20 protein-coding genes are annotated in these 17,215 nt (G+C 57.8%); 10 read left to right on the forward strand and 10 right to left on the reverse strand.

Translation table 11 applies throughout. The features are described 5' to 3' along the window. Positions 1 to 5: 5 nt before the first annotated feature. Both CIK87_RS02745 and rbsK read right to left on the reverse strand, forming a co-directional pair. Positions 6 to 1,037, reverse strand: a complete 1,032-nt coding sequence (locus tag CIK87_RS02745) for a GRP family sugar transporter (RefSeq protein ID WP_094385256.1) — start codon at positions 1,035 to 1,037, stop codon at positions 6 to 8. 44 nt (positions 1,038 to 1,081) lie between these two features. Continuing rightward, positions 1,082 to 1,999, reverse strand: a complete 918-nt coding sequence (rbsK, locus tag CIK87_RS02750; RefSeq protein WP_094385368.1) for a ribokinase — start codon at positions 1,997 to 1,999, stop codon at positions 1,082 to 1,084. A 149-nt stretch (positions 2,000 to 2,148) separates the two neighbouring features. Between rbsK and CIK87_RS02755 the strand changes: the two genes are divergently transcribed. From CIK87_RS02755 to CIK87_RS02765, 3 genes are all read left to right on the forward strand, one after another. Further along, positions 2,149 to 3,192, forward strand: a complete 1,044-nt coding sequence (locus tag CIK87_RS02755) for a LacI family DNA-binding transcriptional regulator (protein WP_158216183.1) — start codon at positions 2,149 to 2,151, stop codon at positions 3,190 to 3,192. A 54-nt stretch (positions 3,193 to 3,246) separates the two neighbouring features. Beyond that, positions 3,247 to 3,408, forward strand: coding sequence for a rubredoxin (gene rd / locus CIK87_RS02760; RefSeq protein WP_094385370.1), 162 nt, complete (start codon positions 3,247 to 3,249; stop codon positions 3,406 to 3,408). Positions 3,409 to 3,505: 97 nt separating this feature from the next. After that, a complete protein-coding gene (locus CIK87_RS02765; RefSeq protein ID WP_094385258.1) occupies positions 3,506 to 3,685 on the forward strand; it encodes a hypothetical protein in 180 nt (59 codons plus the stop codon). A 109-nt stretch (positions 3,686 to 3,794) separates the two neighbouring features. Here CIK87_RS02765 and CIK87_RS02770 read toward each other — a convergent pair whose 3' ends face one another. From CIK87_RS02770 to CIK87_RS02785, 4 genes are read right to left on the reverse strand one after another with little or no spacing between them, the layout of a single operon-like run. Then, on the reverse strand, positions 3,795 to 4,661 hold the full coding sequence (locus tag CIK87_RS02770) for a hypothetical protein (RefSeq protein ID WP_094385260.1): 867 nt from the start codon (positions 4,659 to 4,661) through the stop codon (positions 3,795 to 3,797). Between the two features lie 19 nt (positions 4,662 to 4,680). Next, the gene (locus CIK87_RS02775; RefSeq protein ID WP_022310546.1) at positions 4,681 to 5,139 is read right to left on the reverse strand and encodes a hypothetical protein; all 459 of its coding nucleotides are present in this window, start codon (positions 5,137 to 5,139) and stop codon (positions 4,681 to 4,683) included. A gap of 18 nt (positions 5,140 to 5,157) precedes the next feature. Beyond that, positions 5,158 to 5,616, reverse strand: coding sequence for a hypothetical protein (locus CIK87_RS02780; protein ID WP_094385262.1), 459 nt, complete (start codon positions 5,614 to 5,616; stop codon positions 5,158 to 5,160). Further along, positions 5,613 to 6,116, reverse strand: coding sequence for an RNA polymerase sigma factor (locus tag CIK87_RS02785; RefSeq protein WP_094385264.1), 504 nt, complete (start codon positions 6,114 to 6,116; stop codon positions 5,613 to 5,615). Before CIK87_RS02785 ends, CIK87_RS02780 begins: the two co-directional genes overlap by 4 nt. Before the next feature lie 140 nt (positions 6,117 to 6,256). Between CIK87_RS02785 and CIK87_RS02790 the strand changes: the two genes are divergently transcribed. Next, a complete protein-coding gene (locus CIK87_RS02790) occupies positions 6,257 to 7,537 on the forward strand; it encodes a serpin family protein (RefSeq protein ID WP_094385266.1) in 1,281 nt (426 codons plus the stop codon). A gap of 207 nt (positions 7,538 to 7,744) precedes the next feature. Continuing rightward, positions 7,745 to 10,126 carry a TIM-barrel domain-containing protein gene (locus CIK87_RS02795; protein ID WP_094385268.1) on the forward strand — a complete coding sequence of 794 codons (2,382 nt, stop codon included), beginning with the start codon at positions 7,745 to 7,747 and terminating at the stop codon, positions 10,124 to 10,126. Positions 10,127 to 10,301: 175 nt separating this feature from the next. On the opposite strand, the gene CIK87_RS14465 is transcribed toward CIK87_RS02795, so the two are convergent. The 3 genes from CIK87_RS14465 to CIK87_RS02805 are packed head-to-tail and all read right to left on the reverse strand — an operon-like array spanning position 10,302 to position 13,774. Next, positions 10,302 to 10,457 carry a hypothetical protein gene (locus CIK87_RS14465; protein WP_022310541.1) on the reverse strand — a complete coding sequence of 52 codons (156 nt, stop codon included), beginning with the start codon at positions 10,455 to 10,457 and terminating at the stop codon, positions 10,302 to 10,304. A 52-nt stretch (positions 10,458 to 10,509) separates the two neighbouring features. After that, positions 10,510 to 11,463 (reverse strand): bifunctional diaminohydroxyphosphoribosylaminopyrimidine deaminase/5-amino-6-(5-phosphoribosylamino)uracil reductase RibD, encoded by a 954-nt coding sequence (gene ribD / locus CIK87_RS02800; protein WP_094385372.1) that lies wholly within the window; start codon positions 11,461 to 11,463, stop codon positions 10,510 to 10,512. Between the two features lie 7 nt (positions 11,464 to 11,470). Further along, positions 11,471 to 13,774 (reverse strand): family 20 glycosylhydrolase, encoded by a 2,304-nt coding sequence (locus CIK87_RS02805; RefSeq protein ID WP_158216184.1) that lies wholly within the window; start codon positions 13,772 to 13,774, stop codon positions 11,471 to 11,473. 28 nt (positions 13,775 to 13,802) lie between these two features. Here CIK87_RS02805 and prmC point away from each other — a divergent pair, with 28 nt between their 5' ends. From prmC to CIK87_RS02830, 5 genes are all read left to right on the forward strand, one after another. Then, complete coding sequence (prmC, locus tag CIK87_RS02810) at positions 13,803 to 14,627, forward strand: peptide chain release factor N(5)-glutamine methyltransferase (protein WP_094385272.1); 825 nt, start codon at positions 13,803 to 13,805, stop codon at positions 14,625 to 14,627. Further along, positions 14,624 to 15,100 (forward strand): regulatory protein RecX, encoded by a 477-nt coding sequence (locus tag CIK87_RS02815; protein ID WP_094385274.1) that lies wholly within the window; start codon positions 14,624 to 14,626, stop codon positions 15,098 to 15,100. Before prmC ends, CIK87_RS02815 begins: the two co-directional genes overlap by 4 nt. Continuing rightward, the gene (locus tag CIK87_RS02820) at positions 15,048 to 15,788 is read left to right on the forward strand and encodes a ComF family protein (RefSeq protein ID WP_254046498.1); all 741 of its coding nucleotides are present in this window, start codon (positions 15,048 to 15,050) and stop codon (positions 15,786 to 15,788) included. The genes CIK87_RS02815 and CIK87_RS02820 overlap by 53 nt, the downstream gene beginning before the upstream one ends. 198 nt (positions 15,789 to 15,986) lie before the next feature. Continuing rightward, positions 15,987 to 16,484 (forward strand): flavodoxin FldA, encoded by a 498-nt coding sequence (gene fldA, locus CIK87_RS02825; RefSeq protein ID WP_094385278.1) that lies wholly within the window; start codon positions 15,987 to 15,989, stop codon positions 16,482 to 16,484. Positions 16,485 to 16,530: 46 nt separating this feature from the next. Beyond that, positions 16,531 to 16,953, forward strand: a complete 423-nt coding sequence (locus CIK87_RS02830; protein WP_094385280.1) for a DUF2023 family protein — start codon at positions 16,531 to 16,533, stop codon at positions 16,951 to 16,953. 55 nt (positions 16,954 to 17,008) lie between these two features. Here CIK87_RS02830 and CIK87_RS14225 read toward each other — a convergent pair whose 3' ends face one another. After that, positions 17,009 to 17,185: a hypothetical protein gene (locus CIK87_RS14225; protein ID WP_158215041.1), complete on the reverse strand. Its 177-nt coding sequence runs from the start codon at positions 17,183 to 17,185 to the stop codon at positions 17,009 to 17,011. Between the last annotated feature and the right edge of the window lie 30 nt (positions 17,186 to 17,215).

The following is a 17,215-nucleotide window of genomic DNA, read 5'->3' on the forward strand; positions in this document are numbered from 1 at the left end:
TTAGTTTATGACTTGGCTACGGCTATCATGCCCAGACCCACGATGAAGAGCACGAACATGAGAGAGAGCAGGATGTTGACGATGCTCTTGCTGCCCTTGAACTCCTTCCAGATAAATACGCCCCAGAGAGCGGCAATCATAGGAGCGCCCTGGCCGAGAGCGTAAGAGATAGAGGCACCTATCTTGCCACTGGCGATATAGCTGAGCACAGTACCCAGGCCCCAAACGCAACCGCCGAGCACACCTACCATGTGGGTCGACAGCTTGCCCTTGAAGTAGGTGTCATAACCTACAGGCTCGCCCTCGAAAGGCTTCTTCATCACGATGGTGTTGAAGAGGAAGTTGCTCACAAAGATACCCACTGCGAAGAGGAAAAACGCGGTATAGGGAGTAGCCAGACCCTCGGCGGGGTTCTCAAAGTTGGTCACGTCCATAGCGCGAGCCACGAGTGCATAGAAGGTAGACATCAGCACGCCGGCGATGATGGCGAGCACCACGCCCTTCTTGGCTGTCGAAGCCGCATTGCCAGTCTCCTTGGTTGCTTCGCCGTTGCCCTTCTTGGCAGCAGCTACGCCGTTGAGTATCAGGGCTACCATAACGAGAGCCACACCCGAGAAGATGAGCACGGGGTCGCCCTGGTCACCACCTACGAAGAGGTAGTTGTTGACTACACCCAGCACCAGAGCCAGACCGCAACCCACGGGGAAGGCGATAGACAGGCCGGCAAGCGAGGTAGAAGCCGAGAGAAGGATATTGGACAGGTTGAAGATGATACCACCGGCAACGGCAGAGAGCACGCTGGCCGAAGATACCTGCTTCAGGTCGTCGACAAAGCTGCGGCCACCCTCACCAAAGCTACCCAGAGTGAAGCCGATAAGGAGAGAGAAGAGCAGAATACCGATGACATAGTCCCAGTAGAAGAGTTCGTAACGCCAGGTCTTGCCGGCAAGTTTCTGGGTGTTACCCCACGAGCCCCAACAGAGCATCGTAACGACGCAGAGCACCAGGGCTACTGCATAACTGCTTACTATAAACATATTTGTATAAGATTTAGATTGTTAATAATTGCGCGATTGACTGATTAGAGTTCCACTTCGTCGAGATGAGGCATAGACATCTGGGCGCCACGACGGGTCACAGAGATGGATGCGGCCTTGTTGCCGAAGAGGATGGCATCGGGCAGCGACTTACCCTGCGACAGAGCCACACAGAGCGCACCACAGAAGGTGTCGCCGGCAGCGGTGGTGTCGACAGCCTTCACCTTGAAGGCAGGCACACGGATGAGCTCGCCGTCGAGACGGGCACACACGCCCTTGCTGCCCACGGTGATGATGACGTCCTTGACGCCCAGCTTCTGTATCTCGTCCATAGCGGCGGGGATGTCATCTTCGCCCTTGACCTCGATGCCCGCGATGTAAGAGGCTTCGGTCTCGTTGGGGATGAGCAGGTCCACATTCTTCAGCAGAGCCTCGGGCAGCGGTTCCTTGGGAGCCGGAGCCGGATTGAGCACCACATAGGCTCCCGCCTTCTTGCCCAGCGCGGCAGCCTCGACGAGCGCCTCGACAGGGGTCTCCAGCTGCATCAGCACGATGCTGGCATCGGCAAACAGCGCCTCGGCCTCGCGCACATCAGCAGCGGTCAGACAGGCATTGGCGCCCGAGTCGAGCACAATGTTGTTTTCACCTGAGTCGATGGTGGTGATGATGGCCACTCCCGAGGGTGCCTCGGCAGTCACCTTGAGTGCCGATACGTCGATGCCCTCGCCTCGCAGCATGTCAATGGTGGAGTTGCCAAACTGGTCGTCGCCCACCTTACCTATAAATGCGGTGTCTCCACCCAAGCGGGCTGCGGCTACAGCCTGGTTGGCACCTTTACCGCCATGATTGGTCATAAATCCATGGCCAAACATAGTCTCGCCAGGTAGTGGGAAGTGGTCGGCTGAAATCACTAAGTCCGTGTTGGCACTGCCCACGACGAGAATTTTTTTGTTTTCTTTCATTATCATGGTAAACCTGGTTATAATTTGCAAATTGACAGTGCTAAAGTAAAAAAAAATTAACCAAGCGCAAAATAATTATGGCTATTTTTTCGCAAGAGGCAAAAAAAGCGTATCTTTGGGCAGTCAAAACCACAACGTCTATAAGGCTCATGAAAAAAGAAACATTGGAAGACCTGTCCCGGATAACCGGATACTCGAAAACCACTATTTCTCGGGTACTCAACGGAAAAGGCAAGGAATTCCGCATCAATGACGAGACGTGCCAGCAGATAATTCAGGCTGCCAAGGAGCTCAATTATCGGCCAAATCTCGTTGCGCAATTTTTGCGCAAGTCCGAGGGCCGAACGCTCGGAATTGCCGTACCGTTTCTCAGCAATCTCTTCTTTGCCCAACTGGTGTCGACCATCACCATCGAGGCCAAGAAGAACAACTATAGCGTCATGCTCTTTGACACCCAGGAAGACGCCAACATCGAGAAGAAGTGCATCTCGGCGATGGTAGAGTACGAGGTCAACGGCATCATCATCGCCCCATGCTCCGAGACGCCCGACCTGCTCGAAATCATCAGCAAGAACATACCCGTAATCCTCATCGACCGATATTTCAGAGACTCCTTCCTGCCCTATGTCTCGACCAACAACTACAAGGGTGCCTACGACGCCATGATGACGCTCCTCAACGCCGGCCACCGTGACATCCTCTGCATACGCGGTCCAGAGACAGCCGTGACTACCCAGGAGAGAGTCAAGGGATGTCGCAAGGCGGTGATAGACTTCGGACAGCCCGTGCGCCTGCAGATGCTGGGCAACGAGTTTTCCATCCAGAACGGATATACCGAGACCAAGGTGGCGCTCATAGGTCCCCGCGTGCCCACAGCCATCTTTGCCATGAGCACCAATATCCTGTTGGGCACCATCAAGGCGCTCCGCGAGCAGAACATGGACATCCCCAACGACATCTCGGTAATCTCCTTCGACGACAGCGTCTTCCTCGACTACATGAACCCGCCCATCACGCGCGTGGCACAGCCCACTGAGCACATGGCGCTGGCTGCCGTCAAGATGATGATCAACTGCATCAACGAGGGGAAGCAGTTGCAGTCGCGCATATTCATGGCGCCCACCGTCATCGCCAAGGAGTCGGTCAAAATCATCAACCCCCTTGTCGTCCCCACCGACAACAGAGAGAAATAACCCCAAGACTGGCCGGAAATGGTTCCGGTCAGAACCCTTAAAACTATAATGAATATGGACAAGTATGTATGTGATGTCTGCGGATACATCTACGCCCCCGCCGTAGGCGATCCCGACAATGGCATCGAACCAGGTACAGCATTTGAAGACCTGCCCGAAGACTGGCTCTGCCCTCTCTGCGGTGTAGGCAAAGACGAATTCAGCAAGGTGGATTGACTCCGCCTCTCTATCGGATCAAGACCGACGGCCGGCGACCCTATATACAGGGCTGCCGACCGTCGGTCTTTCTGTTGCGGTATGCGTATTGTTCAATATGGATTACTCCAGCACTCTGCTGATGACCTCCGGCAATTTTCTGACCATCTCCAGCACTCTGCTGATGACCTCCAGCAATTTTCTGACCATCTCCAGCACTCTGCTGATTATCATCGTCGGCTCGTGCCTATTGATACGAGCCCTCGTGCCTATTGTTACGTGGCTTCGTGCCTATTGATACGTGGTCTCGTGACTTCCGTTACGAGCCGCCGACGATGCCTCCGGTGTCGCCAAATGTGGTGACGGCGAGCGCTGTGGCCCACACTGGCCTTGGCTTCGTGCCCGCGTCAGAAACGGATGCCCATTCCTATCGACACGGGATAGCACTTGGGGGCGTTGGCGGTCTTGAGCAGCGGGGTGAGCGCCGTGCGGGTGTAGACGACTATGGCTCCGTAGCCGGCGCGCAGGTCGAGGCTCAGTCCCACGGGATTGAGATTGATGTCTGAAGCCGATGTGCGCTTGTCGCCATTGACCACATAGCGCGACCGCTCGTGCCAGCGCAGTTCGAGCGATGGTCCCACGGCCACGAAGGCATTAAGACCGAGCCGCTTCTGCCATTCCAGCATCATGGGCAACCGCACAAAGTCGTACATGAGATAACTCTTCTCCACGTTTTCGTCATCGGGGCGGGTGGCAAACGAGGTCTTGCCGTCGCTGGTGGCAAGCACGGTGTTGCCCTTGAGGTGGTTGAAGACTTGTCCCACTGACAGCGACGAGGTCAAAGCCAGGTTCTGGTGCACGCGGAAGCCCACGCTGGTGAGCGTGATGCCCCATTCCCACGACTTGGCGTCGCGTGTGGGCAGATTGTCGCCACTGCTCAGCGACATGGCGCTGCTGCCCAGGAGATTGTAGCCGAAGTAGAGCCACGGGTAGTTGTTGACGATGCGCCCCTTCTTCTTGCCCAGCGACGAGGGGATAAACGGCGAGGTCACGTAGACCTGCTCGATGTCCTGGCCGTCGACAAAGCGGGTCTCCGACACCTTCTTCATCTCCTTCTGGTCTTTGCCGTAGACGGTGACGGTGGTGTTGGCCTCGGTGCCGCTTACTACGATTTGTCTGTTGCCCACCACGATGGTGGTGTCTTTCTGTTGTGCTGCGGCATAGTGAGGCATAGCCATGAGCGCCACTGCCGCGATGATGTGCTTGATATTCATTGTCGTGTGTATTTATGTCTTATTTTCTTCTGGAGTAGCACAGCGTCATGATATCGTCGGGCGAGAGGCGCCCCTCGATGTAGATGACCGTGCCGCGCTGCCCTGCGCCGTTGCTGAAGAGTATGTAGCGGTTCAGACCTTCGGCTGTGGGCTGCATCATGTAGTATCCGCCGGTGACGAGTCCGTCTTCGACCACCTCGCGTATCTTCCTGGCGCGCTTGCGGTCGGCCTGCAGATAGGGCGCCACGTCGTCGGCAAGGTGCTTGTACACCAGACTCTTGTATATGTTGAGCTTGTAGCCCTTGAGGGTGGCGTTGCGCATGGATACCATCTTGCATCCCTTGGCGTGGCCGTACCTCGTAAAGACCTCGTTGACGCTCAGCCCCGTCTGGGCGATGGCTGCGAGGTGCATCATCAGCGCAAGCGCCACCGCCATGAGGGTGCGCCGGGCTGTAGTCGTTATGTGATATTGTGCCATAGTCGTATTGTTTGTTCTCTATTGTCTTTCCATCATGCCGAGAGCCGCAAAGGCATCGTCGTCGTCCTCGAGCTGTATGGTCTGCAGGGCGCTGAGTGCCTCGGCTCTCACCTCGCTGCGGTCGGTGCATACCTTGCCGTCGATGACGGCATAGTTAGAGGCGCTGGGGCGTGGCCATACCATCACTGCCACCGCCACTACGGCTGCCGCCGCTGCTGCCCCTATCCACAGGCGGCGCACCATCGGCGCCGGGCGCCGGGCGGTGTGTCGGGGCGCGGTGGGGGCAGTCGAGAGAGAGTGGGCTGCCTCCATCCGTTGGCCATCGACGTAGCCGAAGAGCGCCTTGTATATCGCCCATTCGGCGGGGATGTCGCCGGCTGTGGCGAAGTAGGCTCGCAGACGGGCTTCCTCGTCGTTGGTGGTGGCGCCTGCCATGTAGCGGTCTATCAGCCGGGTTATGTCTTGATGATTGTTCATATATTGTTACCTCCTTGTCGTGTGATATGGATAAACTGGGTGCGGATGGCGATACGTGCCCGAGAGAGGTTCTTGCGCAGAGTGGCTGCCGAGCATCCCGTGATGCGCATAATCTCGTCGGCGGTGTAGCCTTCAATCTCCTTCATACGGAAGAGTCGCTGCTGCAGAGGCGGCAGGTGGTCGATGATGTCGCTCACCAGACCTATCTGGTCGCGCGCCTCGACCCGCAGGTCTTCGTGCCCCATGTCGTCAGCGGTAGAGAGCCGTCGGCTGTGGCTGGCGTGGCGCTGCTGGTCGTAGAACCTGTTGCGCAGCATGGTCACGGCCATCGCCCTGAGGTTGTCGCCGGCATCGAGACGCTCGCGCATGTCCCAGAGCCGCAGCAGGGTCTCCTGGGCCAGGTCGTCGGCGTCGTCGCTGCTGGCCGTCAGACTGACGGCGTATCGCAACAGGTCGTCGCGCAGCGGTATGATCGTATGATAGAAGTCTTCAGTAGTCATATCCTTTCACACTAATAACGTATGAAAAGCCAAAATAGGACATAACAAGCGTGAAAAAAACTGAAAAAAGCGGGAAAATCGTCGCCGCCATGCAATCTTTCGTCACCTTATACATTATATATATAATAAAACGAACAAAGATGAACAAGACAACCAATGTAATAGCCGCCGCCGTCATGGTGATGACCGGCCTCGGCTCGTGTGCCACCAGCAAGCAGCCCGCTGCCAAAGACGCAGACATGAACGCAAGTAAGATCGTGGAAATAGAAAAACTCGACAGCGAGTATCTCGTACTCTCCGACGCCCAGCAGTCGGCTCTGCGGAGCATCAACGGCATGGCGTTCGACCTGATGCGTACCCAGGCGGGCATGGACTCCAAGGTGGTTTCGCCCATCAGCGTGTCGTATCTCATGGCGATGCTCGCCAACGGCGCCAACGGCACTACCCGTGCCGAAATCATGAAGACCCTCGGCGTAGACGACAGTCAGATGGATGCGCTCAACGAGGTCTGCAAGTCTCTCATTGACAAGGCGTCGCGTCTGGACAGCCAGACCCGCATCAATGTGGCCAACTGCATCGCCGTAGACCGGCAGGCGAGTCTCAACCCCGACTATGTGACCAAGATGAAGAACTTCTACGACGCCGAGGTGACCAGCCGCGACTTTGGCAAGGCTTCGACGGTAGACTATCTTAACGGCTGGTGTCAGCGACAGACCCACGGCATGATACCGCGCATCATCGACCAGCTCAGCGCCGATGATGTGGCTGTGCTGATGAATGCCATCTACTTCAACGGTACCTGGGCCGACAAGTTTGATAAAGCCGACACCCGCGTAGAGCCTTTCCACGGCTATACCCGCGACATCAAGCGGGCACCGATGATGCACCGAGAGGGCAGGATGTACTATGCACGCATGCAGGGATATGGTGCAGTGGTGCTGCCCTATGGCAACGGCAACTTCACGATGACCGTAATGCTGCCCTATGAGGGCAAGTCGGTGACCGAGGTGATGAACTCTCTCGACGCCAGCGTCATGGACAGCATCTGGCGCGCTGCCGAAGAGTGCAGGGTAGACCTGAAGCTGCCACGCTTCACCATAGCCACCGAGACCCGGCTCAACGAGCCTATGGCACAGCTCGGCGCTGCCACCATGTTTACCCCCGGCCAGGCAGACTTCAGCCAGATGACCGCCCAGCCCATCTACATCTCGGGCATGCTGCAGAAAGCCAAAATCGAGGTGAGCGAAGAGGGCACCAAGGCTGCCGCCGTGACCTCGGTGATGGTGCGCACCACCGCGCTGGAGGATCAGGAGCCCTGGTTCGTCAACTTCCACGCCGACCGCCCCTTCATCTACATGATTACCCATCGCCCCACGGGAGCCATCTTCTTCGTGGGCCAGTACACAGGCGACGACCTATAACCTTCGTCATACCCAATGTAGTCTCTGGGCTTGTCTCCGCTAAGGAGGCAAGCCTTTTTTCGTTCCCGTCGACCTGTGCAAAAACCGAGAGGTTGGCCCAAAAAACCATAAAAAATGCTCTGCGCCTTTTTTTTGTCCATTCCGATACGGCCTATCTTGATAATTATCAGTATCTTTGTGGCAGAAACAATCACAATGCTACAAATCATGAAAAAACTGTTTATCTTCCTGCTGTTGCTGACAGCCATCCCCATGATGGCGCAGAACACCACCGAGTACGAGGTAAAGCTGAAGAACAAGATGCACATGAACGTACAGGTATGTACGGACGGCATCTTCCGCGTACGCTTCTCGCCTCGTGACAAGTATGCCGAAAATCTCATGCTGCGCTACAATGTGCAGAAGAAAGACTGGCAGCGCGTCGACTGCAATACCACCGACAAGGGTGGAGTGATGACTATCACCACCGGACTCTACTCCCTGACCATCGACAAGAAGGACGGCTCTATCAGCGTAGCCGACAAGTCGGGCAAGAAGATAGTGGACCGCGTCAACTACCTCAAGGGCACCGACCCGCTGCTCGCCTCGCTGGGCAAAGACATCAATGTGAAGTTTGCCGACATGAAGGTGGCAAAGAACAATGGTATTATCGGCGACGTCAAGACCTCGGCTGCCGCCAAGGATACTGCCGAGACCGGCGAATACAAGAAGTGCAGCATCATCAACTTCACCCTGCGTGAGGGAGAGCGCTTCTACGGCGGTGGCAGCACCAGCCGCGAGCACATCCAGCACCGAGGAGAGTTGCTGCGTATGTGGACAACATACCAGCACACCGAGATACCACAGCCCATGCTCATCAGCAGCAACGGCTGGGGTGTCTTCAACAACACCACACTGAAGCACTTCTTCGACATCGGCCGTCACCAGAAGGACATCATGTCGGTCTACAACACCACCGACGAAGCCGACTTCTACCTGATGCTTGGCAAGGATATGCCCGCCATCATCGACGCCTACACCCTCATCACCGGCCGTCCTTACCTGCAGCCCAAGTGGGCCTACGGTCTCTGCTTCGGTCCCAACATGCTCGAAAACCAGTTTGACATCCTGCGCGACGCCGTCGAGTTCCGTCGTATGGAGGTGCCTTGCGACCTGCTCTGGCTCGAACCCCAGTGGATGGAGAAGCGATACGACTTCTCTACGAAGAAGAAGTGGAACTACAAGCTCTTCTCGGCAGAGGCTTACTGGGACTCATGCAAATACCCGAAGAAGGAAAACCATCGCCTGCTCGTCGGACGCCTCAAGAACATGGGCTTCAAGCTCGGCCTCTGGCTCTGTGAGGAATACGACCTGAGTATCGCCGAAGAGGACGCGCTGGCAAAGGCTGCCGGCAAGCCCGAAAGCGGCAAGGAGCACTGGATGGACCACCTGCGCAACTTTGTAGACAATGGTGTGCGCGGCTTCAAGATGGACCCCGCCCGTACTATCGATGAGCATCCCACACGCGACTACTACAACGGTTACACTGACAAGGTGATGCACAACCTCAACCAGATACTGCTGCCCAAGCAGATGGAGGTGATGATGCGCGACCATACCGGCCGACGCAACTGGCATCACTACACCGCCGGATGGGCTGGTACCCAGCACTGGGGAGCATCGACCAGCGGCGACAATGGTGGCGGCAAGACTGCGCTCTTCGACCAGCTCAACCTGGGTATGAGCGGCTTCCTCAACACATCGTGCGACGTGATGTCAGTGCCCAAGGAGCAGGAGATGCAGAGTCTGCACTTCGGTCTCTTCCTCCCCTGGGTACAGATTAACAGTTGGTACTCGCTCCTGCAGCCCTTCTACTTCTCTACCCATGACAAGGCTATCTACAAGTATTATGTGCAGCTGCGCTACCGTCTGCTGCCTTACATCTACACTGCCGCCATCGAGGGTGCGCAGACTGGTATGCCTATTGTAAGGTCGATGCCGCTCGAGTTCCCTGCCGACCGCAATGTCGACGATGCTTGCTATCAGTATATGTTTGGCAAGAACTTCCTCGTAGGAATATTCAGCAATGAGGTTTATCTGCCCAAGGGCGAATGGACCGACTTCTGGAATGGTGAACGCGTACAGGGTGGACGCACCGTGAAGCGCGATATCCCTGAAGGTCGTGCCGGTCTGCTCTTCGTGCGTGAGGGCTCTATCATCCCCATGCAGCGCGACATGAATTTCGTGGGCGAATATCCCATCGATACCCTCACCGTCAAGGTGTTCCCCAAGGGCAAGTCTTCTTACACCCTCATGGAAGACGATGGCGAGAGCTATGACTACGAGAAGGGTGCCGTGGCTCGTACCACTTTCGACTGCGCCCAGAACGGTCAGCGCGTCGACTTCACCGTGCAGCCCGTCAAGGGTCAGTACAAGGGTATGTACACCAGCCGTACCTATAAGCTCGAGGTCTATACCCACCGCCGTCCTACCGCTGTCAAGGTCAACGGTGTGGCTACCAAGGACTTCACCTATAGCCCCGAGGGCATCGTCAGCGTTACCCTCCATCAGAAGGACGTGCATGCCAAGGCTACTGTAAGCATCCAGTAAGTCTGCCGGCATAGCCCATATCTCCGTAGGGATACCCGCCTCTGGCGCAGAGTCAGAGGCGATGCCCTCCGGAACACCGATTATCCATATACACTACGCCCTGAAGGGACCGAAGCAGCCGTTTGGCTCTGCTCTCATCCCTTCAGGGCGTAGTGTGTATCATGGCGTGAGTCGCCTAATCCTCCAGATACCCCTTGGTGAAAAGGTCGTAGGAGATAGCTTCAAGTTCGGCTACGCTCCGCTGGCTCAGCGCGCGCTCTATCTTGTCTATGAGTTCGCGGCGCCGCATCTCGTCGTCGCCGTCCAGCCGTCGTGTATATCTATTGGTCATGGAGTTTCAGGAGTGAATGGTTATGGTAAATGCGATAGTCATTGTTGTTTGTCTATCGGTCATGAATTTTCAGGAGTGAATGGTTATGGTAAATGCGATAGTCATTGTTGCCATACATGCGGTTGGTGTTGAGCCGTGCCGTGGCTGGCACCTGTGGTGCCTTGGTGCCTTCGCCTACCACCGCAGTACCCGTCTCTACTCGCAGTTCATCCCAGAGGTCGCGGTCTATGAATGACTTGAGCGTAGAGGCACCCCCTTCCACGATGAGGCTCTGCCGCTGCTCGGTGTAGAGACGCTCCAGAATAGCGTCGATAGTCGTGCTGTGACTCAAGACAATCCGCTCGGGCGCCGGACCAACCCAGTGGCGCACATTGAGCTGTGGCTTGTCGCGCTCGGCAGTCACCCTGCCCACGAGGATGGCATCGCTCTCTGCCCGCAGACGGTGCGAGACCATCTGGGTCATGGCGTTGGATATCATCGTGGGCTGGTAGTGGTCGTCGAGGAAGCCATCGGCAGTCTGCGCCCACTTCAGGATGATGTAGGGACGATGATGGGTGTGCATAGTGATAAAGCGACGGTTGAGCCAACGACATTCGCGCTCGAGCACACCCACTCTGACCTCGATACCGGCGTCGCGGAGACGCTGGATGCCACGTCCGCTCACACGGGCGAAAGGGTCGATGCAGCCCACCACAACGCGCTTGACGCCCTTGGCCACGATGAGGTCGGCGCAGGGAGGAGTACGCCCGTAGTGGGAGCATGGCTCCAGGCTGACATAGAGTGTGGCGCGGCCGAGGAGCCCTTCGTCTTCGGGCTTGACCGATGCAAAGCAGTTGACTTCGGCATGGCCCTCGCCGCAACGCACGTGGTAACCTTCGCCGATGATGCGGTCGTCGGCCACGAGCACCGCGCCCACCATGGGGTTAGGCTTGGCGTTCTGTTGTCCACACGCTGCCAGTTGCAGACAGCGTTTCATGTATCTTTCGTCTATATCCAGTGTTGTCATCATTGTCTTATTTATGCCAGTATTTCACTTCCACCTTCTTGCCATGCTTGTCCTTGACGGTGAGTCTCAAGTCGCCGCCGTTGTGGTCAAAGTAAGTGGCGCGTAGGGGGTGCAGACCAGCCTTCATGGCGTGTTGGCCAGTCACTTCCATAATGTCGTGCATGCCGTCGCTGTCTACCACCATCTTGTCGTCGATGATGAGTTGGCTGCCGTCATCCGAGTAGAGCGCGAAGGAGTAGATGCCGTCGTGGGGCACCTCGATATAACCCGTGATGACCAGTCCGATATTCTCGCGGGCCTCGCGAGGAATGACCACGCCATCGGTGACATATTCGCCCTTAATCTGAGCCTTCTCGATGCCGGCACAGTTGTCGCCGCCATAGTCATACCACACGTTGCGCAGCCCAGGCAGCAGTTCGCCGTCCACGCCTACCGCCTCTGCCATAGTCGTCTTGACCAGCGAGGTGCTCACGGCGTCGCCCTTGCGTCCGTCTGCGCCAAAGGGCCTGAAGATGAAGTGCGTGGTCTGGCTCACCGCAATCGGACCGGTATACTTGGCCGACGATACCTGTGGCATGGTGCCGTCGGTGGTATAGTGTATGCTCACCGAGGGGTCTATGCACGCCACGCTCACTGTGTCGCTGTCGGTGAAGACGGCGGTGCGGATGAGTCCGGTCACATCGGGCAACCTGTACTGTATGCCCATCGCCTCCAGACGGGGCAGATGCTTGAGCATACGACGGCTGAAGTCTTCGTAGTCCATACGTTCAGGACGGCTCCAGGCGCGCTCTGCCACCGCCATAAACCGTGGAAAGAGCTGGTACCACATGCGTTCGGCGCTTGCTATACGCTCTCCCCACAGACAGGAGTGGATGCCACGCACGCGCTGACTCTCTTCGGCGTTGAGGGTGGCGTAGGGGTCAAAGCGGTAGATACCTTCCATCTTGCTGGGGTCATCGCGGCCACTGAGATAGAAGTAGGAGACGGGCACGTCGATAAGGTCGTTGCCGTGGCTGGTAGTCCGCTTGGGCCCCTTGGGCAGCCACGAGCGCCACCACATCACGGTGGTGTAGGGCGAGAGACCTCCGTCGATGACGTCGTCCCAGGCAATCATCTTGCGACCATGTGCGCGGAAGAAGTCTTCCATATAGTGGTTGAACCAGGTCTGCAGTTGAGGCTCCGAACTGAGTCCGTTGTCCTTCATGCGACGCTGGCAGTCGGCGCAGGCACGCCAGTTCTTCATATCCACCTCGTCGCCACCGATGTGTACGTATTCATAGGGGAAGAGACCAAAGACCTCGGTCCAAACGTTCTTGCAGAACTCCAGCATGGTGTCCTTGCCGGGGCACATAGGTGTCGAGAAGAGTCGTCCCCACCGCGTATCTTCCGAGCAGGAGAGGCCGCCCACACACTGGATGGCAGCCAGACTGTGGCCGGGCATGTCCAACTCGGGTATCACGTCGATGCCACGCTCGGCGGCATAAGCCACGACGCGTCTCACGTCGTCCTGGGTGTAGTAGCCGCCATACTCGCGCGAGCCGTCGTCAGCGGTGCGCATCTTCTCTTCGGGCAGCATCAGATTGGGCATATCCTCCTGCTCCGCGCGCTTGAGGCAGAGCGAGTCCTGGCCGTTGAGCCGGCGCCAGCCACCCTTGAGTGTGAGCGCGGGATAACGCTTGATTTCGATACGCCAGCCCTGGTCGTCGGTGAGATGCCAGTGGAAGCGGTTCATCTTGTAGTATGCCATCATGTCGAGCACCCGCTCTATCTCGCCCACCGTGTAGAAGTGGCGCGAGCAGTCTATCATGAAGCCTCTCCAGCCAAACTGCGGCGCGTCGCTTACCTTCACGCCAGCCACCGTCGCTCCTGTGTCCGGTGCAGCAGGCATCAGTTGGCGCAGAGTGGCTATGCCGTTGACCACTCCGGCATAGTCGCCGCCCTCGATGGTGGCTCCCTTGGCGCCGACGCTCAGCCTGTAGGCTCCGCTGCCGAGACTGCGGTCGAGCCCCAGCCTTATGTCACCCTTCTTGCTGCCAGTCCTTACCTTGCGACCCGTCTGCTGTGTCAGGGCATCAGCCAGATATGTCGCGGCGTGGCCGAGAGCCTTGTCGGTGGTGCCTACGGTGAGCGTGGCGGGCAGAGTCCACGTGGTGCCCACGGTCTCCATCTCTACGGGTTGCGGGATGATGGCCGTCTGCTGTGCCCGGGCGCTGCCGGCGAGCCACAATGCGGCTGCCGCGACCCACATTCGGCCCGCGATAGCGGCTATTCTGCCGCCTGCTGATTTTTTATAACCCTCTTTCCGTTTCATATCCATATTTTTTTATAACTTTGTGCGTATGACATACAATGAGTTGTGCCGAAGGCTTTCGCCTCTGTATGGCGAAGGCGAGGCTCGCGCCATCGTGCGCATGGTGGTCGAAGACGAGTTCGGCCTTTCGCCCACCGATATATATATGGGCAAAGTTAACCAATTATCCGCAGACGAGCGAGCAAATCTGGAGGAAATTGTGGCAAGGATAGCCAACTACGAGCCCGTCCAGTATGTGCTGGGCCATGCCGACTTCAGCGGACGCCGCTTTGCCGTGGCGCCGGGAGTGCTTATTCCCCGCCCCGAGACAGCTCTGCTCATCCCCATGATAGGCAGCGCCGCCGCCCGCCCCTTCACCCTGCTCGACATCGGCACCGGCTCGGGCTGCATCGCCATCACCGCCGCGCTCGACTATCCCGACGCCACGGTCACGGCGTGGGACATCTCCGACGACGCGCTTCGCATAGCCCGCGCCAATGCCACCCGCCTGGGTGCCCAGGTGTGCTTTGAGCGACAGGATGCCCTGGCGCCGCCCGCCGACACCGCCCTTTGGGATGTCATTGTGAGCAATCCGCCCTATATCTGCATGAGCGAGCGAGCCGAGATGAGCCCCCATGTGCTCGACCACGAACCTGCCACGGCGCTCTTTGTGCCCGACAGTGACCCGCTGCTCTTCTATCGCGCCATAGCCCGCTATGCCACCCGCGCGCTCAAGCCCGGCGGCACCCTGCTTTTCGAGATCAACGCCCTCTATGCCTCCGAGACCAGCGCCATGCTCCACGCACTGGGCTTTGCCGCCTCCGTAGAGCGCGACCAGTACGACCGTCCACGTTTTATCATCGCCCGACTATGAAACCACTGTCCGAAGAACAGGCGCTCAACCGCCTCGCCGCCCTGTGTTCTCAAGCCGAATACTGCCAGGGCGACATGATGAAGAAGATGGAGCAGTGGGGACTCGCCGACGATGCCTGCAGCCGCATCATCGACTATCTCGTCGACAACCGCTATGTAGACGACAGCCGCTACTGCCGCTGTTTTGTCGAAGACAAGATAAGGTACAACGGCTGGGGACGACGCAAGATAGAACAGGCACTGTATGCCAAGCAGGTATCTGCCAGCATCTATCGCCCCATCCTCGATGAGGTGCCCGCCGAGACCTATGTCGACATCCTGCGGCCTATGCTCACCCAGAAGTGGCGCACCATTACCGGTCGCAATGACTACGAACGCAGTCAGAAACTCATCCGTTTTGCTCTTGGCCGTGGCTTCGACTATGACATCATCCGTCGTTGCATCGACGGCATCACCTCTCTGCCCGATGATTGACCTCTCCGCCCGACTCCACGACCTGCTCTGCACGCGCCACTGCGCCATGTGTGGCGAGCGACTCTCTTCCGGCGAGCACGCGCTCTGCTCGGTCTGCAACGCCTGCCTGCCCCGCACGGGCTACGACGCCTCTCCCGCCGACAATGATATGGCCCACATGTTCTGGGGCCGCATCCCCATCGAGCGCTGTGGCGCCCTGTTCTTCTACAAGGGCGGCAGCGGAGCCAGCCAGTTGGTCTACGACCTCAAATACAATGACTCGCCCGACACCGCCGAAGCCCTTGGCGCCATGCTTGCCACCGAGTATGGTGCAGCGTCCTTCTTCGACGGCATCGATGTCATCGTGCCCGTTCCCCTGAGCCGCGACCGCATCCGCGAGCGTGGCTACAACCAGAGCGTCGAGATTGCCCGCGGCATAAGCCATGTCACGGGCATCGCCGTCGATGCCGGTGCCGTGGGGCGCATGCACTTTGAGTCGAGCCAGACCCACAAGCAGCGCTGGGACCGCAACGACAACGTAGCCCATGTCTTCCGCACCATTCACCCTGAGCGCCTCAGCCACCGCCACATACTCCTCGTCGACGACGTGGCCACCACCGGCGCCACCCTTTGCGCCTGCGCCCAGGAGATAGAGAAGGCGGGCGATGTTACCTTCTCCATCCTCACCTTGGGCTTTGTCAAGGCCTGACCAGCCACCGTCTCCGCTTCTGCGCCATCGGTCTGCAGAAGCGCCCCCATACTCTTACCTTATTATATAGTCATCTCTCTGCCGCCAAAATCATTATTTTTGGGTATTGTGCAGTCCTCTGAACCTCGCTAACTTTGTAGCGGTGATACAATCATCGACTACAGACTCATTATTATCAATTCAAAAACCAAGAAGATTATGAAGAAAACAGTGATTATCTACGGCTCAAGCACCGGCACCTGCGAGGAACTCGCCGGCAGAATAGGCGCCCGACTGGGGGTAGACGATGTCATCGGCGTCGGTGACCTCGACGACAGCGTCATAGCCTCCAACGACAACCTCATCCTGGGTACGTCTACGTGGGGTGCCGGCGAGATGCAGGACGACTGGTACGACGGCGTGCGCACCCTCCGCGGTGCCGACCTCTCGGGCAAGACCGTGGCCCTCTTCGGCTGCGGCGACTCCGAGTCTTATCCCGACACCTTTGTGGGTGGTATGGGCGAACTCTACCAGGCTGTCGTCGGTGCCGGAGCCCACGTGGTGGGAGCGGTGCCTGTCGACGGCTACACCTTTGATGCCTCCGACGCCGTGGTCGACGGCCACTTTGTGGGCCTTGCCCTCGACGAGGTCAACGAGTCCGACAAGACCGACGCGCGCATCGACGCCTGGGCAGCCGCCATCACCCCCAGTCTCTGACCAGACCATCCCCGCTTCGCCATCCTCCACATTAAAAGTCACAATCATGCAGCAAACCACGCTATTACCCGTAGATATGAAGGTACTGATGAACCATATCTACGAATACAAGAAGGGAGTGCGCCGTATGGTGCTCTTCACGTTCAACAAGAAGTATGAGGAATTTGCCCGGCGCCGTCTGGAGAGCCAGCACATCCACTACATCATCCAGCCCGTGGGCAACGACCGCCTCAATCTTTACTTCGGGCGCGAGGAGTGTCTCAACGCCATACGCATGATGGTGACGCGCTCGCTCAATCTGCTCACCCCCGAAGAGGACTTCATGCTCGGCGCCATGCTGGGTTATGATATCTGCACCCAGTGTGAGCGCTACTGCGAGCGCAAGGGCCGCTGCGCGCAGGGCGATACCCATTGCGCTAAAGGCGATACCCTCTGCGCCCGTGGCGATGCCCTCCAGTCGTGTGGCTGATGCCTTGGCTGGCTCGTAACGTAAGTCACGAGGGCTCGTATCAATAGGCACGGGCTTACGTATCAAATGTCACGAGGGCTCGTATCAATAGGCACGAGCCGCTGGAGGTCATCAGCAGGTTGCTGGAGGTCATCATAATTCTGCTGGAGGTCATCATAATTCTGCTGGAGGTCATCAGCAGATTGGTGGAGATGGTTGCGGGATATACCACAAGAGAGAGCGTAATGCCCATGACGGGCTTTACGCTCTCTCTCGTTGTTGT

The sequence above is a fragment of the Prevotella sp. P5-64 genome (assembly GCF_002251285.1).
Taxonomy (GTDB): domain Bacteria; phylum Bacteroidota; class Bacteroidia; order Bacteroidales; family Bacteroidaceae; genus Prevotella.

Coding starts and splice junctions, on each gene's coding strand:
- CIK87_RS02770 (WP_094385260.1), bottom strand. CDS start 4,661: ATGAATATCAAGCACATCATCGCGGCAGTGGCGCTCATGGCTATGCCT.
- CIK87_RS14225 (WP_158215041.1), bottom strand. CDS start 17,185: ATGGGCATTACGCTCTCTCTTGTGGTATATCCCGCAACCATCTCCACC.
- prmC (WP_094385272.1), top strand. CDS start 13,803: ATGACATACAATGAGTTGTGCCGAAGGCTTTCGCCTCTGTATGGCGAA.
- CIK87_RS02785 (WP_094385264.1), bottom strand. CDS start 6,116: ATGACTACTGAAGACTTCTATCATACGATCATACCGCTGCGCGACGAC.
- CIK87_RS02830 (WP_094385280.1), top strand. CDS start 16,531: ATGCAGCAAACCACGCTATTACCCGTAGATATGAAGGTACTGATGAAC.
- CIK87_RS02745 (WP_094385256.1), bottom strand. CDS start 1,037: ATGTTTATAGTAAGCAGTTATGCAGTAGCCCTGGTGCTCTGCGTCGTT.
- rbsK (WP_094385368.1), bottom strand. CDS start 1,999: ATGAAAGAAAACAAAAAAATTCTCGTCGTGGGCAGTGCCAACACGGAC.
- CIK87_RS02775 (WP_022310546.1), bottom strand. CDS start 5,139: ATGGCACAATATCACATAACGACTACAGCCCGGCGCACCCTCATGGCG.
- ribD (WP_094385372.1), bottom strand. CDS start 11,463: ATGACAACACTGGATATAGACGAAAGATACATGAAACGCTGTCTGCAA.
- CIK87_RS02790 (WP_094385266.1), top strand. CDS start 6,257: ATGAACAAGACAACCAATGTAATAGCCGCCGCCGTCATGGTGATGACC.
- CIK87_RS02765 (WP_094385258.1), top strand. CDS start 3,506: ATGGATTACTCCAGCACTCTGCTGATGACCTCCGGCAATTTTCTGACC.
- CIK87_RS02795 (WP_094385268.1), top strand. CDS start 7,745: ATGAAAAAACTGTTTATCTTCCTGCTGTTGCTGACAGCCATCCCCATG.
- CIK87_RS02755 (WP_158216183.1), top strand. CDS start 2,149: ATGAAAAAAGAAACATTGGAAGACCTGTCCCGGATAACCGGATACTCG.
- CIK87_RS02805 (WP_158216184.1), bottom strand. CDS start 13,774: ATGAAACGGAAAGAGGGTTATAAAAAATCAGCAGGCGGCAGAATAGCC.
- CIK87_RS02780 (WP_094385262.1), bottom strand. CDS start 5,616: ATGAACAATCATCAAGACATAACCCGGCTGATAGACCGCTACATGGCA.
- CIK87_RS14465 (WP_022310541.1), bottom strand. CDS start 10,457: ATGACCAATAGATATACACGACGGCTGGACGGCGACGACGAGATGCGG.
- CIK87_RS02815 (WP_094385274.1), top strand. CDS start 14,624: ATGAAACCACTGTCCGAAGAACAGGCGCTCAACCGCCTCGCCGCCCTG.
- fldA (WP_094385278.1), top strand. CDS start 15,987: ATGAAGAAAACAGTGATTATCTACGGCTCAAGCACCGGCACCTGCGAG.
- rd (WP_094385370.1), top strand. CDS start 3,247: ATGGACAAGTATGTATGTGATGTCTGCGGATACATCTACGCCCCCGCC.
- CIK87_RS02820 (WP_254046498.1), top strand. CDS start 15,048: ATGACATCATCCGTCGTTGCATCGACGGCATCACCTCTCTGCCCGATG.